This window comes from Bacillus sp. C1 (assembly GCF_054570475.1).
This window is the reverse complement of record NZ_JBTMZT010000001.1, coordinates 59,253-79,245: the sequence shown is the minus strand read 5'-3', so window position 1 is coordinate 79,245 and position 19,993 is coordinate 59,253. Positions and strand designations below refer to the sequence as shown.

At 37.9% G+C, this 19,993-nt stretch carries 16 protein-coding genes; 3 read left to right on the top strand and 13 right to left on the bottom strand.

Features of this window, described 5'->3' with window-relative positions:
- Positions 1 to 200: 200 nt before the first annotated feature.
- From mdh to ACX5JI_RS00415, 4 genes are all read right to left on the bottom strand, one after another.
- Positions 201 to 1,139 (bottom strand): malate dehydrogenase, encoded by a 939-nt coding sequence (mdh, locus tag ACX5JI_RS00430; protein WP_459499155.1) that lies wholly within the window; start codon positions 1,137 to 1,139, stop codon positions 201 to 203.
- A 20-nt stretch (positions 1,140 to 1,159) separates the two neighbouring features.
- Positions 1,160 to 2,452 carry an NADP-dependent isocitrate dehydrogenase gene (gene icd / locus ACX5JI_RS00425; RefSeq protein ID WP_459499154.1) on the bottom strand — a complete coding sequence of 431 codons (1,293 nt, stop codon included), beginning with the start codon at positions 2,450 to 2,452 and terminating at the stop codon, positions 1,160 to 1,162.
- Between the two features lie 161 nt (positions 2,453 to 2,613).
- Complete coding sequence (gene citZ, locus ACX5JI_RS00420) at positions 2,614 to 3,762, bottom strand: citrate synthase (protein WP_459499153.1); 1,149 nt, start codon at positions 3,760 to 3,762, stop codon at positions 2,614 to 2,616.
- A gap of 386 nt (positions 3,763 to 4,148) precedes the next feature.
- Positions 4,149 to 4,610, bottom strand: coding sequence for a DUF441 domain-containing protein (locus tag ACX5JI_RS00415; RefSeq protein ID WP_459499152.1), 462 nt, complete (start codon positions 4,608 to 4,610; stop codon positions 4,149 to 4,151).
- Between the two features lie 443 nt (positions 4,611 to 5,053).
- Here ACX5JI_RS00415 and ytvI point away from each other — a divergent pair, with 443 nt between their 5' ends.
- Positions 5,054 to 6,172, top strand: coding sequence for a sporulation integral membrane protein YtvI (ytvI, locus tag ACX5JI_RS00410; protein ID WP_459499151.1), 1,119 nt, complete (start codon positions 5,054 to 5,056; stop codon positions 6,170 to 6,172).
- A 401-nt stretch (positions 6,173 to 6,573) separates the two neighbouring features.
- Here ytvI and ACX5JI_RS00405 read toward each other — a convergent pair whose 3' ends face one another.
- From ACX5JI_RS00405 to dnaE, 8 genes are all read right to left on the bottom strand, one after another.
- Positions 6,574 to 6,963, bottom strand: coding sequence for an FxsA family protein (locus tag ACX5JI_RS00405; RefSeq protein WP_459499150.1), 390 nt, complete (start codon positions 6,961 to 6,963; stop codon positions 6,574 to 6,576).
- Between the two features lie 272 nt (positions 6,964 to 7,235).
- Positions 7,236 to 8,993, bottom strand: coding sequence for a pyruvate kinase (gene pyk, locus ACX5JI_RS00400; RefSeq protein ID WP_459499149.1), 1,758 nt, complete (start codon positions 8,991 to 8,993; stop codon positions 7,236 to 7,238).
- 53 nt (positions 8,994 to 9,046) lie between these two features.
- Positions 9,047 to 10,006: a 6-phosphofructokinase gene (pfkA, locus tag ACX5JI_RS00395; protein WP_459499148.1), complete on the bottom strand. Its 960-nt coding sequence runs from the start codon at positions 10,004 to 10,006 to the stop codon at positions 9,047 to 9,049.
- A 128-nt stretch (positions 10,007 to 10,134) separates the two neighbouring features.
- Positions 10,135 to 11,109, bottom strand: a complete 975-nt coding sequence (gene accA / locus ACX5JI_RS00390; RefSeq protein ID WP_459499147.1) for an acetyl-CoA carboxylase carboxyl transferase subunit alpha — start codon at positions 11,107 to 11,109, stop codon at positions 10,135 to 10,137.
- Positions 11,097 to 11,966 carry an acetyl-CoA carboxylase, carboxyltransferase subunit beta gene (gene accD / locus ACX5JI_RS00385; protein ID WP_459499146.1) on the bottom strand — a complete coding sequence of 290 codons (870 nt, stop codon included), beginning with the start codon at positions 11,964 to 11,966 and terminating at the stop codon, positions 11,097 to 11,099. Before accD ends, accA begins: the two co-directional genes overlap by 13 nt.
- Before the next feature lie 184 nt (positions 11,967 to 12,150).
- The gene (locus ACX5JI_RS00380) at positions 12,151 to 12,795 is read right to left on the bottom strand and encodes a FadR/GntR family transcriptional regulator (RefSeq protein WP_459499144.1); all 645 of its coding nucleotides are present in this window, start codon (positions 12,793 to 12,795) and stop codon (positions 12,151 to 12,153) included.
- 14 nt (positions 12,796 to 12,809) lie between these two features.
- Positions 12,810 to 14,018, bottom strand: a complete 1,209-nt coding sequence (ystJ, locus tag ACX5JI_RS00375; protein WP_459500243.1) for an NADP-dependent malic enzyme — start codon at positions 14,016 to 14,018, stop codon at positions 12,810 to 12,812.
- Positions 14,019 to 14,151: 133 nt separating this feature from the next.
- The gene (gene dnaE / locus ACX5JI_RS00370) at positions 14,152 to 17,481 is read right to left on the bottom strand and encodes a DNA polymerase III subunit alpha (protein WP_459499143.1); all 3,330 of its coding nucleotides are present in this window, start codon (positions 17,479 to 17,481) and stop codon (positions 14,152 to 14,154) included.
- A 117-nt stretch (positions 17,482 to 17,598) separates the two neighbouring features.
- On the opposite strand from dnaE, the gene ytrH reads away from it, so the two are divergent.
- Positions 17,599 to 17,937 (top strand): sporulation membrane protein YtrH, encoded by a 339-nt coding sequence (gene ytrH / locus ACX5JI_RS00365; RefSeq protein WP_459499142.1) that lies wholly within the window; start codon positions 17,599 to 17,601, stop codon positions 17,935 to 17,937.
- The gene (ytrI, locus tag ACX5JI_RS00360; RefSeq protein WP_459499141.1) at positions 17,934 to 18,437 is read left to right on the top strand and encodes a sporulation membrane protein YtrI; all 504 of its coding nucleotides are present in this window, start codon (positions 17,934 to 17,936) and stop codon (positions 18,435 to 18,437) included. Before ytrH ends, ytrI begins: the two co-directional genes overlap by 4 nt.
- 359 nt (positions 18,438 to 18,796) lie before the next feature.
- Here the strand turns inward: ytrI and ACX5JI_RS00355 are convergent, their stop codons facing one another.
- Entirely contained in the window at positions 18,797 to 19,729 is a 933-nt protein-coding gene (locus ACX5JI_RS00355) for a DHH family phosphoesterase (RefSeq protein ID WP_459499140.1), read from the bottom strand.
- Positions 19,730 to 19,993: the final 264 nt, after the last annotated feature.

Below are 19,993 nucleotides of genomic sequence, written 5' to 3'. Positions count from 1 at the left end.
GAAAAGTTTCACTTTATTATCCTACCAAAAACAATATATTATCCGGAATGCTACTATAATGAGGGCAATGTATATTATAAATCTATGTTTCTGTCGTAGGACACGATAAATGACAGCGTTTTCATATTATTTCAAAAAAACAATTCCTTAAATAGTAGAAAAAGATTCGGGACCCCGAATCTTTTTCTAACATATGTTTACTAAACAAGAACTTTCATAACGTTACGTACCGATTCTACTGAACGGTTTAACGCTTCTTTTTCTTCTTCATGAAGTTCTAATTCAATAATTTTTTCAATTCCGTTACCACCTAAAATTACTGGTACACCTAGGTAAAGGTCGCTATAACCATATTCACCCTCAAGGTATGCGATAGCTGGTAACACGCGGCGTTGATCTTTTAAGATCGCCTCAGTCATTTCAACTAAAGAAGCAGCTGGTGCGTAATATGCACTACCGTTTCCTAGTAGACTTACAATCTCACCGCCACCTTTGCGTGTACGTTCTACGATTGCTTCTAAACGTTCTTTTGGAATTAATGTTTCTAACGGAATACCACCTGCGTAAGAATAACGTACAAGAGGTACCATGTCATCACCGTGACCGCCAAGAACAAATCCTGTAATGTCTTTTACAGAAAGATTTAACTCTTGTGCGATGAATGTACGGAAACGAGCTGTATCTAATACACCAGATTGGCCGATAACGCGCTCTTTCGGGAATCCAGCTTCTTTAAATACAGAATATGTCATTGCATCAACTGGATTTGTTAACACAACAATAATTGCGTTTGGTGAATGTTTTGCGATATCTTTCGTAATACTTTTCATAATTTTAGAGTTTGTTGCTACTAAATCATCACGGCTCATACCTGGTTTACGTGCAATTCCTGCTGTAATAACAACAACGTCAGAATCAGCAGTATCCACGTAATCAGATGTGCCGATAATGTTAGCATCAAAACCTTGTACAGGGCTTGCTTCTAACATATCTAACGCTTTCCCTTTTGTTGGATTTTCCAGTTGTGGAATGTCCACTAATACAACATCTGCAAGTTCTTTTTGCGCTAATAAGAATGCTGTTGTTGCTCCTGTAAATCCTGCACCGATGACTGATACTTTTTTGCGTTTGATCGTCATAAATTCTCCCCCAGTTTAAATTATGCGTTTTTGATTACTGCTAAGTCCATATTATTAATAAGGGCATCAGCAAATTCGGAACATTTCACTTCAGTTGCACCATCCATTAAACGTGCGAAATCATATGTTACTACTTTTGAAGCGATTGTTTTTTCTACTGAAGCAGTTACTAATTTAGCAGCTTCATTCCATCCTAAATGCTCTAATAACAATACGCCTGAAAGAAGAACAGAAGATGGATTTACTTTATCTAAACCTGCATATTTTGGAGCTGTACCATGTGTCGCTTCAAAAATAGCATGTCCAGTAACATAGTTAATGTTTGCACCAGGGGCAATACCAATGCCACCTACTTGTGCTGCAAGTGCATCAGAAATATAATCGCCATTTAAGTTCATTGTTGCAACAACATCAAACTCACGTGGACGCGTTAAAATTTGCTGTAAGAATATATCTGCAATGGAATCTTTCACGATGATTTTACCAGCTTCTTCAGCTGCTGCCATCGCTTTATTCGCCGCATCTTTACCATCTTTTTCAACAATGCGGTCATATTCAGCCCAAGTAAATACTTTATCACCGAATTCTTGTTCCGCAACTTCATAACCCCAGTTTTTGAAAGCACCTTCTGTAAATTTCATGATGTTTCCTTTATGAACTAACGTAACAGAAGTACGTTTTTCATTAATTGCATATTGAATTGCGGCACGAACAAGGCGTTTTGTCCCTTCTTCTGAAATTGGTTTAATTCCAATTCCTGATGTTTCTGGGAAGCGAATTTTATTTACACCCATCGTTTCTTTTAAGAAATCCAGCACTTTTTGCGCTTCCGGAGATCCTTGTGCATATTCAATACCCGCATAAATGTCTTCTGTATTTTCACGGAAAATAACCATATCCGTATCTTCTGGACGTTTTACAGGTGAAGGAACACCTTCAAAATAACGAACTGGACGTAAACATACGTATAAATCTAATTCTTGACGAAGTGCTACGTTTAGAGAACGAATACCGCCACCAACAGGAGTTGTAAGCGGGCCTTTAATTGCGATTAAATACTCACGAATTTCATTCAACGTCTCTTCTGGTAACCATTCACCTGTTTGGTTGAATGCTTTTTCCCCTGCAAGCACTTCTTTCCAAACAATTTTCTTCTCACCGTCATAAGCTTTTTCAACAGCCGCTTCTAATACACGAGATGCAGCCGCCCAAATATCTGGTCCAATTCCATCTCCTTCAATAAAAGGAATAATAGGATTGTTCGGTACATTCATAACACCATTTGTTACAGTAATTTTTTCTCCTGTCGTCACTGTGATAACCCCCATGTTTGAAATTTCATATGTATGAAACTGAGGGAATGAATCCCTCAGTTCAAACCGTTAATTAAATTAAAATATTCCAATCATTATATCTTTGCGAAAAAATCAGACTTTTGAAAGCGTATTTACACTATCCAAATAGTGTTTTTAACTTATCGTTGTGCTAATGGAATGTAACGTTGATGCGTTGGTCCATTATAATCAGCACGCGGACGAATTAAACGGTTATTTTCATATTGTTCTAAAATATGAGCTAACCAACCTGACATACGACTGATCGCAAAGATTGGTGTAAATAAGTCATGATCAATTCCTAAACAATGGTAAACAGAAGCAGAATAGAAATCGACATTTGGTGGAAGACCTTTTTCTTTTGTGACAATGTCTTCGATTTTGATAGACATATTATACCATTTCTCTTCCCCTAAAAGCACGCATAATCTCTTAGACATTTCACGTAAATGTTTCGCACGTGGGTCACCATTTTCATATACACGATGACCAAATCCCATAATCTTCACTTTATTTTGAAGAGCGTTATGAATATAGGATTCTACATTTTCTTCTTCGCCAATCTCTTTTAACATCTTCATTACATTTTCATTCGCACCGCCGTGAAGAGGTCCTTTTAAAGCACCGATTGCTGCTGTAATCCCAGAATATACATCCGAAAGTGTCGCGACACAAACACGCGCTGTAAATGTAGAAGCATTTAATTCATGATCCGCATGAAGCACAAGCGCCTTATCAAAAGCTTCGATTTCTACTTCATTTGGCTCGCGATTATTTAACATGTAAACAAAGTTTGCAGCTAATGATAGATCTTTGCGCGGCTCAACGACTTCTAAACCTTTACGAATTCTTGCATAAGCTGCCACAAGAGTGCCTACTTGCGCCTGTAATTTAACCGCTTTCAAATAGTTGGAGTTCTCATCCATTAATTCAGCGCTCTCATCGTACAATGATAACATGGAAATCGCTGTGCGTAAAACAGACATGGGATGTGCAATCTTTAAATCTACTTGTTTTAAATATGATAAAATCTCACTTGGAACTTTAGAATGTTCAGATAAAGATGCTTTTAATTCATTTAATTCCTCTTCATTAGGAAGCTTACGGTGCCATAGTAAGTATACCACTTCTTCAAACGTAGCATTTTCCGCTAAATCATCAATATTATACCCAACATACGTTAATGTATCATCAATAATAGAACTCACGGATGACGTTGTTGCTACTACCCCTTCTAAACCTCGAATAACAGTCATGACATTCTCTCCTTTTTCTAAAAATTCTCCCAACCTTGATCCCTTATATCTGTTCGCTTCCCTTCTAAATTATGAACGCCCGTTCACTCTTTAGGCAAGCAAAATGCACGATCATGCAAATTCGTTGTAGTGTTCCCATCGTGTCGTTCCTTCACTTTGACAAAACATGAGCGTGAGTTTCCCCTCGAATCCTCACGCCTAGAACAACAGATGGTGAGGAAAACTAGTTTCGAAGAGTTTATGATAAAAACAACATAAAACAATATCTATACAAAATTGTTTTATGTTGTTTTTATTTTATCTGGTGTAAGTCTTCGCTGCTATGTAACCTTTTAAATGGTTTCTAATCCTATTATAAACAATTATCTGACTTTTGTGAATGGAAAGAATTCAAAAAATTTATATTACTATAAAATTTTTCATTTAAACATCTGTATAATGTTCATCACCGCATAGGCAATTCCCGCTCCGATTAACGGTCCTACTGCAACTCCATTAAACAAAGCAACCGCAATAATTGTCCCAAATACAAGAGCCGTCGTAATATGAGGATCCGTTGTCAACAATTGCAAACCACCCTTTGCCAGAAGAGCAACCGCTATTCCTGATGCTAAAGCAATCCACGCATAATATGATTTAGCCGCCTCACCGAGCTGCTTAAATCCAATTTCTCCTGTAGCAATCGGGACAAGAACTGCAATCGTAATAACTGTTACACCAAGGTTAATCCCTTTTGTTTGTAGGTACGGAAAGATTTTATCTCCTAGAAATGTCCACTTTAATAAAAATAGGAACCCAACGGCTACAGTAAGTGATTGATTTTTAGCAATAAGTCCAATAATAAGTAGTATGAATAAAAATAACGTCGATTGACTAATCATGACTACACTTCCTTTCTGAAAATAATGAACCTGTTTACAAAAAAAATCCTGTTAAACATATCGTTATACACGCTATAAAATGAAGGTTAATAAGAGATCTTCACTGCTTTAAATACAACCTGAATAGGATGTTTACATTCACCAAGAAAGAAAAGCACTCTCCTTTCTTTTCTTATAAGAAACGGGTAAAATAAAAAGTAGACTCAGTGAGGCTCTCATCAATCTGTATAGAGAATTTTTTCACTATTGATTAGCCATTACCGTCAGGCTGTTATAAGAAAATTGCTTCACACTTCCTATGAATAGCAGGATAAATCCATCATTCCACTATAACATAAAGTGATACTTTAATCAGTGAGGGTTTCTTCATCCCTCTGGTTATTAACCTTCACAAATCAGGCTTTTGCGGGATAAATACAATTTGGAATGGGAGGTAAACACGTTTGAATCGAAACTCGTTGTATATAATATTACGACTTGTATTTGTCATTTTGGCAACGATCATTGGGTTTTACGTGCTTTTGTATGTTTCAGGTCTCATATACCCTTTTATCATCGCATTAGCTTTTGCTTACTTGATTAATCCAGTCGTAAATTTTCTCAATCAAAAACTACAATTCCCACGTACCTTAGCAGTACTTGTCAGTTTAATTCTCGTGTTTGGCGCCTTAGTTGGACTCGTTACATATCTTGTCACAGAAGCGATTTCCGCCACAACTTACTTACTACAAATCGTCACCGAGAAAATCCCAGCAATTGTACAGTACGCACAACAATTTGCACTCAATAATATTATGCCTTTATATGATGATTTAATTTCTAAGTTTAATCATCTCGGCGAATCACAGCAGTATACAATTACACAAAACATTCAAAATCTCGGAACGGAAGCAACAAAACAGATGAAAGATTTGTTGACCGCTATTATAAGTGGATTAACAAACTTCATCAGTGCCCTTCCAACAACGTTAACTGTTCTTGTCTTCATCTTACTAGCGACTTTCTTCATTAGTTTTGATTGGCATACACTTACCTGCAAAACAAAACACTTACTTCCAAGTCGCCTACACGGATACGGAAAAACTATTTTTGTTGATTTACGAAAAGCGCTATTTGGATTTGTAAAGGCACAGCTCACACTTGTATCTATGACAACTATCATCGTACTAATCGGACTATTAATTTTACGCGTACCGTATGCCATCACAATTGCCATTATTACAGGAATCGTAGATTTACTTCCTTATTTAGGAACAGGAGCTGTCTTTGTACCTTGGGTTATATACGTATTTTTCACAGGGGATACAGCATTCGCAATTGGTCTACTCATTTTATATATTGTTGTCATTGTCCAAAGGCAAATTATGGAACCGAAAGTATTATCATCCAACATCGGACTCGATCCATTACCAACGCTTATCGCGTTATTCGTTGGGTTTAAACTATATGGTTTTTTAGGTTTAATCATCGGTCCCGTCACATTAGTACTATTAAACACATTGCACAAAGCCCACGTATTTCATGACTTATGGAAGTTCATAAAAGGGGCCCCCTCTAAATAAAGCGAAACTTTAATCAGCCCGCAACACTCGTTGTTCGCAATTAAATAAACAAGGGAATTGCCTATAATAAATAGGTAATTCCCTTGTTTTTTGCATAAAGTGAAACTTTAATCAGCGGGGTTTCCTTCATCCCCCATTGATTATTAGCCTTTACGAATCGGGCTCGCTTTTATGGACATCCCGACTCCCACCTAACTTCTTTGCATTCACTAAACTTTGAGATAGGAGTCTTACTGCCCGCAAATAGCGAGGTAAAACAACATAAATAAGAACACTTTTGCATTTTTATTCTATTTTTAACATTTTTATTATTACCTTTTCTTCCTTTTTGTGTAAATGAATAATTATACATTTTATAGTTCGACAAAAAATAACACTTGAAACATTTTCTGTCTCAAGTGTTATTTTTGTACGATAATGGTCGCATTTCTTCTTATTTTCCGCTCTAGCCATCTAATCATCATGAACTTAAACGGCTGCCTTATTATCGGAAATACAAAAAGAAAACCGATAATATCTGTCACATATCCTGGAATTAAAAGAAGAACTCCACCTATAAAAATAAAAATACCATCTAATACAGCATCTCCTGGCATTTCACCTCTATTTAACCTAGATTGAATCTCTCTTAACACGATAATCCCTTGCCGCTTTGCTAAATAGGCGCCTAAAACACCTGTAAACACAATCATAAAAAAGGTTGGCCACATACCGATTACATGGCTTGATCCGATTAACAACGTTATTTCAACAGCAGGAATTAAAATCAAAAGGAAAAGAAACCACTTCACTCTCTCCCCCCCTTATCATATTATTTATAGGGCGTAATACATGCATTCTACCTCTAATCTAGACTCCCTCCAGCTTCCTCACACGCTCCAGACAGGAGTTCTCACCCCTTCTTTATACAAAAGCCCCTACAACCGCCCAAACGGCATTAAACGAAAGGGAAATGCCCCTCTCTACTGCCGAAAGGTTCATTTTTTTGCAGAATGTCCTTCTCTTTTGTATTTACATTATAAAAAAAAGAGAAGGACTCCGATCCTTCTCTCCATACTACTTCTTATAGCACTTCCGCATGTCCATTATAAACAATTCCGCGCGCCGCATCAACTGTTACTTCTTGGCCATTTTTCAAAGTTGTTGTTACACCGTTTACCCCAACGATAACTGGGATACCGATTGATACACCTACAACAGCCGCATGACTTGTTAAGCCACCTTCTTCTACAACTAGAGCTGCAGCTTTTTCAATCGCAGGAATCATATCTTTATCAGTGCTTGTTGTAACAAGGATGTCACCTTCTGTTACGTTCGCTACAGCTTCTGCAGCTGTTTTTGCCACAACTACTTTACCTTTTGCAGCTTTACGACCAATCCCTTGTCCTTTAGCGATTTCTTCACCAACAACATGGATTTTCATTAAGTTTGTTGTACCAGTTTCAGCAACCGGAACGCCAGCAGTAATTACAACTGTATCTCCAAATCCGATTAGACCTGCATCCATACCTGTTTGAATTGCAGTATCTAACATTTCATCAGTAGATGCTGCACGTTTTCCAGCCATAAACGCTTGTACACCCCAAACAAGTGCAAGGCGACGGCCCACTTGCTCATCAGATGTTACAGCCACGATTGGAGATTTTGGGCGGTATTTAGAAATCATTTTTGCAGTATGTCCACTTTCTGTTGGAGCTACGATTGCAGCTACATCAAGAGCAAGTGCTGTATGTGCAACAGATTGGCTAATTGCATCTGTAATTGTTGGAGCAAACTCTTTAATACGTTTTTTGAACATATCTTCATATTGTAAAGACTTTTCAACACGTACTGCGATGTTTGCCATCATTGTTACTGCTTCTACTGGGTATTGTCCAGCTGCAGTTTCACCAGAAAGCATGATTGCATCTGTACCATCAAAGATCGCGTTCGCCACGTCACTTGCTTCTGCACGAGTTGGACGTGGGTTACGTTGCATAGAGTCTAACATTTGTGTTGCAGTAATAACTGGTTTACCTAATACGTTACATTTTTTAATTAGGCGTTTTTGTACTAATGGTACTTCTTCTGGTGGAATTTCCACACCCATGTCACCACGAGCTACCATTAAGCCGTCAGAAACTTCTAAGATAGAATCAATATTATCGATACCTTCTTGGTTTTCAATTTTCGGTACGATTTGAATGAATTCTGCCTCATGTGCTTCTAATAATTCGCGGATTTCTAATACGTCAGACGCTTTACGCACGAAAGATGCTGCGATGAAATCAACTTTTTGCTCGATACCGAAGATGATATCTTTTACGTCTTTCTCAGTGATACCAGGAAGCTTAATGCTTACGTTTGGTACGTTAACACCTTTTTTATTTTTTACAGTTCCGCTATTTAATACTTTTGTACGGATGTTTCCGTTCGCTTTCTCGATTACTTCTAGTTCGATAAGACCGTCATCGATTAGAATGCGAGAACCTGTGTTTACATCGTCATAAAGGCCAGCATAAGATACAGAGAACTTCTCTGCAGTTCCTAATACTTGCTCTGTAGAGATAACTACTTCTGCACCTGTTACTAGTTCAGCTTGTCCGTCTACGAAGTCATGTGTACGGATTTCTGGACCTTTTGTATCAAGTAAGATTGCAACTGTTTTACCAATTTTCTTTGAAGCTTCACGAATATTTTTAATACGTGCTCCGTGCTCTTCATGACTACCATGCGAGAAATTTAAACGAGCAACATTCATACCCGCTTCCATTAATTGCTCTAATTTTTCAATACTTTCACTAGCAGGACCTATAGTACATACAATTTTTGTTTTACGCATATTGCACCTCCGAAAATTATGAAACCGTTCCCAAATACTCGATATTACACCGATTAGATGGATAATTCTTTAGATAATTGATACATTTCTTTATCAATCGTGTGTTTTTGAGCTAACGCTTCAATGATATCATGATCAACAAGTTGGTTGTTTTGGATACCAACGCAGCGTCCGCCTCTACCTTCAATCAATAACTCAACTGCTCTTGCGCCAAGACGGCTTGCTAATACACGGTCTTGTGCACTTGGTGAACCACCACGCTGTACGTGACCTAATACCGTTACACGAGTATCAAAGTTTGTTTCGTCTTCAATTCGCTTACCGATGTCAATCGCACTTCCAACACCTTCAGCTACAACGATAATACTATGTTTTTTACCGCGCTCACTACCACGTTTTAAACGCGCAATCACATCTTCCATATCGTACTCTTCTTCTGGAATTAAGATTGTTTCTGCACCATCAGCTAAACCAGCCCATAATGCGATATCGCCAGCATGGCGCCCCATTACTTCGATAACATATGTACGTTCATGAGATGTAGCTGTATCACGAATTTTATCGATCGCATCAATAACAGTGTTTAACGCTGTATCGAAACCGATTGTAAAATCTGTTCCAGGAATATCATTATCGATTGTACCTGGCACACCAACACATGGGAAGCCTTGCTCTGTTAATTTTTTAGCACCTTGATAAGAACCGTCCCCACCAATAACGACAAGTCCTTCAATACCAAGTTTTTTTAATTGCTCAATTCCTTTTAGTCGTACTTCTGGGTCTTTAAACTCAGGACATCTTGCTGTATATAATTTTGTACCACCACGGTGGATAATATCACCAACAGAACCTAGCTCTAACTTTTCAATATGACCAGAAATTAATCCAGCGTATCCATGGTAGATACCATATACTTCTATATCATGGAAGATCGCTTTACGAACAACTGCACGAATGGCAGCATTCATACCAGGTGAATCTCCACCACTTGTTAATACACCAATACGTTTCATTTGTACTCACCTCATAAAGATTATTTACCTTATAATAAAATAACATGAAAAAATATAAAAATACAATGGAGAAGATGTGTCTTTTCACAATAAAAACGTGCATTCGCGAAGTGGAACGCACGCTTTTCTTATTTTATCCAAATGGAAGCGTTTGAAAACGAAACTTGCCCAATTTTCATATATTTTTCATAACGTTTTTCGATTAATTCATCTTTCGAAATACCGTTTAATTGCTGGAATGTTTTTCTAAGCATCAAATCAATATTTTCTGATTGCTTTACAATATTACGATGTGCACCGCCGCGCGCTTCTGGAATAATTTCGTCAATTACACCTAATTCTTTCAAATCTGCCGCTGTAATTTTCATCGCTTCTGCAGCTTCTTTCGCTTTCCCTGCATCTTTCCAAAGAATCGCAGCTGCACCCTCTGGCGTAATAACAGAATAAGTGGAATTTTCTAGCATATGAATGTAATCCCCTACTCCAAGACCAAGCGCACCACCACTGCCACCTTCACCAATAACAATACAGATAACAGGTACAGTAAGCCCTGCCATTTCAAATAAATTACGAGCGATCGCTTCACTTTGTCCACGTTCTTCAGCTGCTTTCCCAGGATAAGCACCTTTTGTGTCAATGAAACAAATAATCGGTCGATTAAATTTCTCCGCTTGTTTCATTAAGCGCAACGCCTTTCGATATCCTTCTGGATGAGGCATTCCAAAATTACGGCGAATATTTTCTTTCGTATCTTTTCCGCGCTGATGTCCTATTACCGTTACAGGCATCCCCTTATATTTCGCTATGCCGCCGACAATCGCTGCATCATCACCAAAGAGACGGTCTCCATGGCATTCAAAAAAATCAGTAAATAAGTGCTCAATATAATCGAGCGTTGTCGGTCTCTCTGCATGACGAGCAATTTGAACGCGGTCCCATACTTTCATATTGCCGTATATTTCTTCTTCTAAATTTTCTAGCTTTCCTTCCAAAATACGAATCTCCTCACTGAAGTCCATCTGGCTGTTTTTCGTATAGTCTTTCAGTTCGCGAATCTTATTTCTTAGCTCAACAACTGGTTTTTCAAATTCTAGCTCTGCCATACAGCCATTTCCCCTCCTTGATGAACTTCTAAAATCTTACGGAGCGATTCTCTCATATCATCACGATGCACTACCGCATCCAATTGACCGTGCTCTAGTAAAAACTCTGCCGTCTGAAAATCTTCTGGCAGTTTCTCACGCACTGTTTGTTCAATTACACGTCTACCAGCAAAGCCGATAAGTGCACCTGGCTCTGCAAGATTATAATCACCAAGTGAAGCGAAACTTGCTGAAACACCGCCTGTCGTCGGATGAGTCATAATGGAAATAAATAAGCCTCCAGCATTGCTATGTTTTTTCAATGCCACGCTTGTTTTTGCCATTTGCATTAAACTTAAAATCCCTTCTTGCATACGTGCACCGCCCGATGCAGTGAAGATAATAAATGGTACTTGTAAATCGTATGCCTTTTCAACTGCACGTGCAATTTTTTCGCCTACAACAGAGCCCATGCTGCCCATTCGAAAACGAGAATCCATTACTGCAATCACAACAAGCATTTCATCAATTGTTCCTTCACCTGTCACAACAGCTTCGTTTAATTCAGTTTTCTTGCGATCACTTTCTAGTTTCTCTTCATAATTAGGGAACCCAAGTGGATTTAACGAAACCATCTCTTTGTCATACTCACGAAATGAACCTTCGTCCAATACACTATTAAGGCGTTCCCACGCATTCATCGGATGATGATAACCACAGTTCACACACACTTTTAAATTTTTCAGAAGCTCTTTTGTATACATGATTTTCTTACATTTCGGACATTTTGTCATAACACCGTCCGGTACGTCTTTTCGTACTTGTTCTGAAGGAATTGCAGCGTACTTTTTCTTTTTAACGAATAAATCTCTTAGCACAATTTGACCCCCTTTGTTGAGAGCTAAGGTTAAATAGAAGAAAACTGGGCTAACACCAAAGATCGATGTTAGCCTTGTCTTCTCAATCTGTCTAATAACCTCTCTCTTTACGTTTAACTTTAACCGCTATGCGATAGATTGTTTGTCATAACGTGTCATGGTCATTTCGACAAATTTTTATACATTACGAGTGAAACTGTATGTTTTCCATTAATTCATCATAAATTCCCAGCGCTACTTCTTCCTTTTTGGCATATAGCGCTTCATATAGATTTCTATAGATTTCTATAGATTCTAGTGAAATTTCATAAGAAAGAGTTGCAACATAATCATTTACAATCATCCAAATGCGATATAGTAAATAATTGTCTACTTGTTCAATAAGCGTCTTAAAGAATGTTTGATGAAACTCTTGGACTGAGCTATCGCCCTTTTTTAGAACGGATTGCAACATACTTAACACACTAGAAAACGTTTCTTTCGGTAAATCACATACGATTCGAAGAGCATCTTTTTCAAGCAATCGTTTCATCTGTAATAAATCACGAATGGTTTTCTCATCTTGCAATAAAAATGGTGCAATCAATTGAACAAGGCCATTGTCATAGAAGTTTCGAATAAACGTCCCTTCACCGCGTCTTGTTTCAATTAATCCTACGAGTTCTAAAGCTCGCAATGCTTCCCGTACAGATGAACGTCCTACATTTAAACGCGCACTTAACTCGCGTTCAGATGGCAGTCGATCCCCCGCTACTAAGCCATCCTCTTCCATAATGGAACGGATTTTCTTTACAATTTCGAGATATACTTTTGTATTTGATGATGTCAATAGAAATTCCTCGCTTACTCTTTACCAATCAGCGCTAATTTTTTTGTTTTCTCAGCAACTTCATTTGGATCTACTTGACGGCGAGCTACTCCTGTCTCCATCGCAGCTTTCGCAACGTAAGCTGCCACCTGAGGCGCTACACGCGCATCAAACGGTGCTGGAATGATATAGTCTGCGTTTAGCTCATCTGCCGCTACAAGCTCTGCAATAGCCTTTACAGCTGCCATTTTCATTTCTTCATTAATTTGCGTCGCATGTACATCAAGTGCACCACGGAAAATACCCGGGAACGCTAGTACATTATTAACTTGGTTCGGGAAGTCAGAGCGACCAGTTCCGACAACTGCTGCGCCTGCTGCTTTCGCAATTTCTGGCATAATTTCTGGAACCGGATTTGCCATTGCAAAAATAATCGCATCGTCATTCATTGTACGAACCATTTCTTCAGTTAATGCACCTGCTACAGATACACCGATAAATACATCCGCATCCTTTACAACATCTGCTAATGAACCTTCTACACGATTTTTATTCGTATATTTTGCAACTTCATCTTTCACTGGGTTCATACCAGCAGGGCGCCCTTCATAAATCGCTCCTTTTCGGTCACACATAATAATGTCGCGTACACCATAGCGATATAAAAGCTTAATGATTGCAATCCCCGCTGCACCTGCACCATTTGCAACAACTTTAATGTCAGACATTTTCTTTCCAACTAGTTTAAGTGCGTTTACAAGACCTGCTACTGTTACGATAGCTGTTCCGTGTTGATCATCATGGAATACAGGAATATTCGTTTCTTTTTTCAGACGTTCTTCAATGATAAAGCAGTTTGGTGCTGCAATATCCTCTAAGTTTACACCGCCAAATGTCGGCTCCATTAATTTTACAGTTTCAACAATTTTATCTACATCGTTTGTATTTAAAGCAATTGGGAATGCATCTACGCCAGCAAAGCTCTTGAATAACACTGCTTTACCTTCCATAACCGGAAGAGATGCTTCTGGTCCAATATTGCCAAGACCAAGTACAGCTGTTCCGTCCGTTACAACTGCTACCATATTTCCCTTCATTGTATATTCATATACATTGCTTTTATCGTCATAAATTTCTTTACAAGGTTCTGCAACCCCTGGAGAATACGCAAGACTTAAATCTTTTGCATTTTCTACTTTTACTTTTGATACAGTTTCTAATTTTCCTTGATGCACTTTATGCATGTGAAGTGCTTCTTCACGAAGTGTTGACAAACTATCCACTCTCCTCAAATTATTCTTGCTGGTATCCTTCTCTCCAAGTGGTCTGACCACGAACACTATTACTATAATAATCGAATTATAGGGAAATTGTCCATTATATTTTCACTACAACATTTTCCTTACCGACTATTTCACGAAGTGCTCCTAAACATTCTTCACTTGGATGAATGGACAAACTACGAGATAATTGTACCATTTTATGTTCTTTTTCATAATAAATTAGTACTTTCGCAAAACCTGAATAATGAAATAATATTTTTGTAACTTGATTTAACAACTTCTTTTCATATTGCGATGGTAATTTTACATAAATAGACGCTTCTTTCATTTCATTGTAAACATCCATTTGTTCTAATGAATAAAGGCCGTTCACGATCCATTGCAATTTATGATTTCGTTGTTCAATCGTCCCTTCCACTAACACAATGGCACCTTCTTGTAGCCTCTCCGAAAAATGAATATATGTCTCAGGAAAGACAACTGCTTCCATTTCATCATTGTGATCACAAAACGTAACAAACGCCATTTTTTGTAATTTTTTTGTCCGAATAACTTTTACACCTGTTATATATACAATGACGCGCTGCACCTTGCGCTTTTGCCTCATCGCTTGTGCAAGAGATGGAATTTCCAATTCTTTTACAAACTTTGCATATTGCGCCGTTGGATAGCTGGATAAGTAAAATCCAAGCGCCTCTTTCTCATTATTTAATTGTTCAATAAAGGATAGCTCTTCTCCTTGTACATATACTGATTTTGGAACGCTTTCTTCCCCTAATTCACGTGCAAGGCTGGCATACTCTAAAGCACCCTTCACACTATTAAATAAAGTTGTTCTTGATACTTGAAAATCATCGAAGCACCCTGACCAAACAAACGCCTCTAAATTGCGCTCTGTAACAAACTTCGCTGGCATGCGAAGACAAAACTCAAATAAATCTTGAAACGGCTTTCTTTCTCTCTCCTCGATTACCGCATTCACTGTAGCCATCCCAATATTTCGAATCGAAAGTAAACTATAACGAATTGCATTCCCTTCTATTCGGAAGTGGCGACTACTTCTATGAAGGGACGGCGGTAAAACACGAAAACCTTTGCGCTTCGTTTCGCGTATATATTGCACAATCTTATCTTCATTACCTATCGCACTAGATAACAATGCCGTCATAAATTCTAATGGATAGTTCGCTTTTAAATAAGCAAGCTGATATCCAATCATACTGTAGGCTACGGCATGACTTCGGTTAAAACCGTAATTTGCAAATCTAACAATTAAGTCATAAATTTGTTCCGCGGACATCTTATTGTATCCATTTCGTAAACAACCTTGTACGAAATGCACTCTTTCTTGCTCTAAAATTTCACGATTTTTCTTACTCACCGCACGACGAAGCAAATCGGCTTCCCCGAGTGAAAACCCTGCTAACTGCGACGCAATTTGCATAATTTGCTCTTGATATATAATAACCCCATATGTGCTTTTTAAAATCGGCTTTAAATCTTCATGTAAATAATGAATTTGGCGCGTACCGTGCTTTGACTCAATAAAGGTTGGAATTTGTTCCATCGGTCCTGGACGATATAAAGCATTGACAGCAACAATATCTTCAAATTCATTTGGTTTTAAACTACGTAACACATCCCGCATTCCTCCAGATTCAAGCTGGAATACACCCGTTGTATCTCCTCTTCCAAGTAACTGAAATGTCTTTTCATCCTGAAGAGATACTTTTCGTACATCAATTTGTTTCCCTGTTTTCCTCACAATAAACTGCAGAATATTTTCAAGTAACGTTAAATTACGTAAACCTAAAAAGTCCATTTTCAATAGACCTAGCTCTTCTAACACTTCTGCTGGATATTGCGTGACATATACATCATTATGCCCTTCTTGAATCGCAACACTTCCCGTTAACGGTTCTTGGCTCATAATGACCCCTGCCGCATGAATAGACGTATGACGCGGCAAACCTTCAACGCGCTTTGCAATTTCAAAAATACGCTCATGTAAGAGGTTTCCTTGTATAAATTCACGAAGAGACCTAGATTCTTCATACGCTTCTTGTAACGTAATTCCAAGCTTTGACGGTATCAATTTCGAAAAGATGTCAATATCCCTTGGCAGAAGCCCCATTACGCGGGCGATATCCCGGATTGCTGCTTTTGCAGCAAGTGTTCCGAACGTAACAATTTGAGCAACGCGAAGCTGACCGTATTTATCTTTCACATAACGAATCATCTCATCACGTCTAATGTCTGGAAAATCAATATCAATATCTGGAAGTGTGACACGTTCAGGATTTAAAAATCGTTCAAACAGCAAGTCGTACTCAATTGGATCAATGTCTGTAATTTCTAACACATAGGAAACGAGTGAACCTGCTGCCGATCCACGGCCCGGTCCTGTTAAAATATTATGCTCATGCGCGTATTTCATAAAATCCCATACAATAAGGAAGTAGTCGCTAAATCCCATGCGAGAGATAACTTCAAGCTCGTGATCTAAACGTTTCCTATGTACATCTTGAATCGCTTTATATCGCTTATTTAAACCTTCATTACAAATACGGCGCAAATACCCATCTGATGTTTCATTAGACGGAACAGGAAACTTCGGCAATTGATTGACGTGAAAAGAAATTTCTACGCGGCAACGCTCAGCAATGCGAACTGTATTTTGAAGAGCTTCTTCCTCATGAGAAAATAAAGCCTCCATTTCAGATGCTGATTTTAAATAATACTGATCTGTTTTAAGCCTTGGTCTATCCGGGTCTGTCATCTTCGTTCCGTTTTGAACGGATAACAAACACTCTTGCACCAGCGCATCGCTTTGATTTACATAACGAACATCGTTTGTCGCGACAACTGGAATGCCGATTTCATTTGCGAATTGCGGTATTTTCTCCTGCAAAACTAACTCATCTTGAATCGCATGGTGCTGTAAGTTCATATAAAAACTTCCAAACATCTTTTGATAGCCCCGAGCTACATCTTCGGCGATCTCGTCTCTTTCTTGTAACAACAACTGTTCAATTTCCCCATCTTTTCCGGGGGAAATTGCAATCAATCCTTTTGCATAATGAGCAAGCCACTTTTTCGGGATCCCGTCTTTAGACTTCGTCATGATCGTACTAGAAATTTTCAGTAAGTTTTCATAACCTGTTTCATTTTCTGCAAGTAATACGAGCGGATAGGCCTGCTCTTCTTCTTCACTAAAAACAGATGCTGTTAATCCGATAATTGGCTGTATGCCATTCTTCTTACATGCTTTATAAAACGGAATGACTCCGTACATTACATTTTCATCTGTAATCGCAAGAGATGAAAATCCAAGTTCTTTCGCCCTGGAGACGAGTTCATCAATTTTACAAGCACTTTTTAACAAACTATAAACGGTTTGACATTGTAAATGCACAAACTTCACTGTTGTACCCTCTCTTTACCTATTTGACTACTTTCATTATAGGTGATGAAGAAAGCGGAAATCAAAACATACTTCTTATACTTTGTCCATATATATGAAGAAGAAAGGAGAATGACGATGGATGTGAGAGAACACACTTTTTTTTCTCTTCTTATTATTAGTTACTTTATCGCCTTCGGGGTCATACTCGGCGGCTCTTTAATTGGAGGTATTGGAGCCTTTCTTATTGGACAGCCTGCCCTTACTTCAATTAATCAATTCGCGCAAAATTTAAGAATTTGGGCACTCGTTGCAGCGATTGGCGGAACTTTTGATACGTTTTATAGCTTTGAAAGAAGTTTTTTTGAAGGGGATATGAAAGACATTGTGAAACAAATTTTACTCATATTTTTTGCAACAGGCGGCATGCAAACCGGTCTTATTATTATTAAATGGCTTACGCAGGAACATGTATGAGGGTACCAAATGCAAATACAGCGAAACGATGGTCTTTATTTTTAGCTGGCGCTGCTGTTGGCGGGGTTTTAAGCTGGTTTATTTTTTTGTACATATATGGCGTTTTCCAGCAAGAACAAGCAAGTATGATAGAAAAACAAAAACAAATCATTAAGAAGCAAGAAGAAAAACTTCGGGTTCTTCTTGAAGATCACGATAAACTAAATGAAGAAAACAAGCAGCTCTTAACCATTCAAGAAATTAAAATTGAAATTTCAAACCATGATAAGTACGATTTAGATAACCTTACTCTCGAAAACATTATAACGTCCATTCACAATGATCTTCAGCATCTCTTAACCAAAAACATACAAAGCATTGCGAAAAATAAAGAACTCCTAAAAAAAGCAATTGAAAATAAAGTATATAAACATTACGATCGAACCTACCACTTTAAAGTTGATACAATCTCTTTTGATACTGTGCTCGAAATTGACATCCATATAAAACAAGAAAAATAGGGAGGTGTTTTCCCTAAAAAATAAATACATCCAAATTAAAAACGAACATCAAACCATTCTTTTCAGATGGACACACCCTTCTGGAAATCCTTTACAACATTAGGTTGTGTCCATATGACTATACTAGCGCCAAAATAATTCTAATCTAAAAACCTTATTTCATTAGAATTAACATTCCTTTCCGCTTACTTCTAATCGCATCTTCAAAAATTGACAACTGATGATTATGAATATAGAAAAAGAAAAAGTACACCACTACATATCGAAGTGATGTACCATATAATGTGCAGCATGATAAGGTATGATGAAAAAACATGATCTATCACGCACCTTTAACATGACAGATATCCCTACTTTTCTTACTTACAAATCTCACGCAAATCTGCAAAAAGACGATCTGCTTCTTCCCAAGAAGATGCTTTTGCACCAGAAGCCATCGGATGGCCTCCGCCGTCATACTTCATTGCTAATTTATTAATAACAGGCCCTTTTGAACGAAGGCGAACGCGAATCACATCATCTTCCTCTAAAAACAGAACCCAAGCTTGTATTCCATCAACATTGCCAAGTGCTCCTACAACGCCAGATGCCTCTGAAGGAAGGACATCAAACTCTTTTAACACTTCTTTCGTCAACTTAATATAAGCTGCTCCTTCTTCTGTCATCGTAAAGTTTTGTAAAATGAATCCATTTAAACGAGCGATTTTCTCTTTTGTTTTATACATTTCGGTATATAAATTTGGAAACTCAACGCCCATTTCAACAAGTTCTGCTGCAAAACGTAACGTTCTTGCTGATGTATTTGGGAATAAGAAACGTCCTGTATCTCCTACAATCCCAGCTAAAATAAGACGCGCTGATTCTTTCGTAATTTTTAATCCTTTATCTTTTCCGTAAGTGTAAAACTCATAAATGAGCTCGCTTGTAGAACTTGATGCCGTATCTACCCACGTAATATCTCCGTATGGATCTTCATTTGGATGGTGATCGATTTTAATCAGCATCTTCCCTTTTGTATAGCGTTGATCACAAACACGTTCTTGATTCGCTGTATCGCAAACGATAACAAGTGCATTTGCATATGTCTCATCATCAATTTCATCCATTACTCGTAAATACGATAAAGAAGGTTCATTATATCCAACCATATAAATCTTTTTCTCCGGAAACGATTCTTGAAGAATCGTTCCAAGGCCACACTGAGAGCCTAAGGCATCTGGATCTGGACGCACATGACGATGAATAATAATCGTCTCAAACTCTTTAATCGCTGCTAAAATTTGTTCATGCATATGTATAGTCTCCTTTTTACTGGTTTCTACCTCTGTCATCAATTTTCTTACTTTATCATTCATTATAACTGAAAACAATTTATCCATGTGGACAATTGCTTTATAATAATAGTTAGAAAGTTTCGATAATGTTTTTCGTTTTCCCTCGGCACGGGGCTAAAATAGGCACTGACCGCTTCTATGCTTGAGTGGATGCTCTCTTCCACCTAAAAAAAGAGAGGTTTTATATTTCAGGGTTTTAATTTATCTACATACAAAATAATG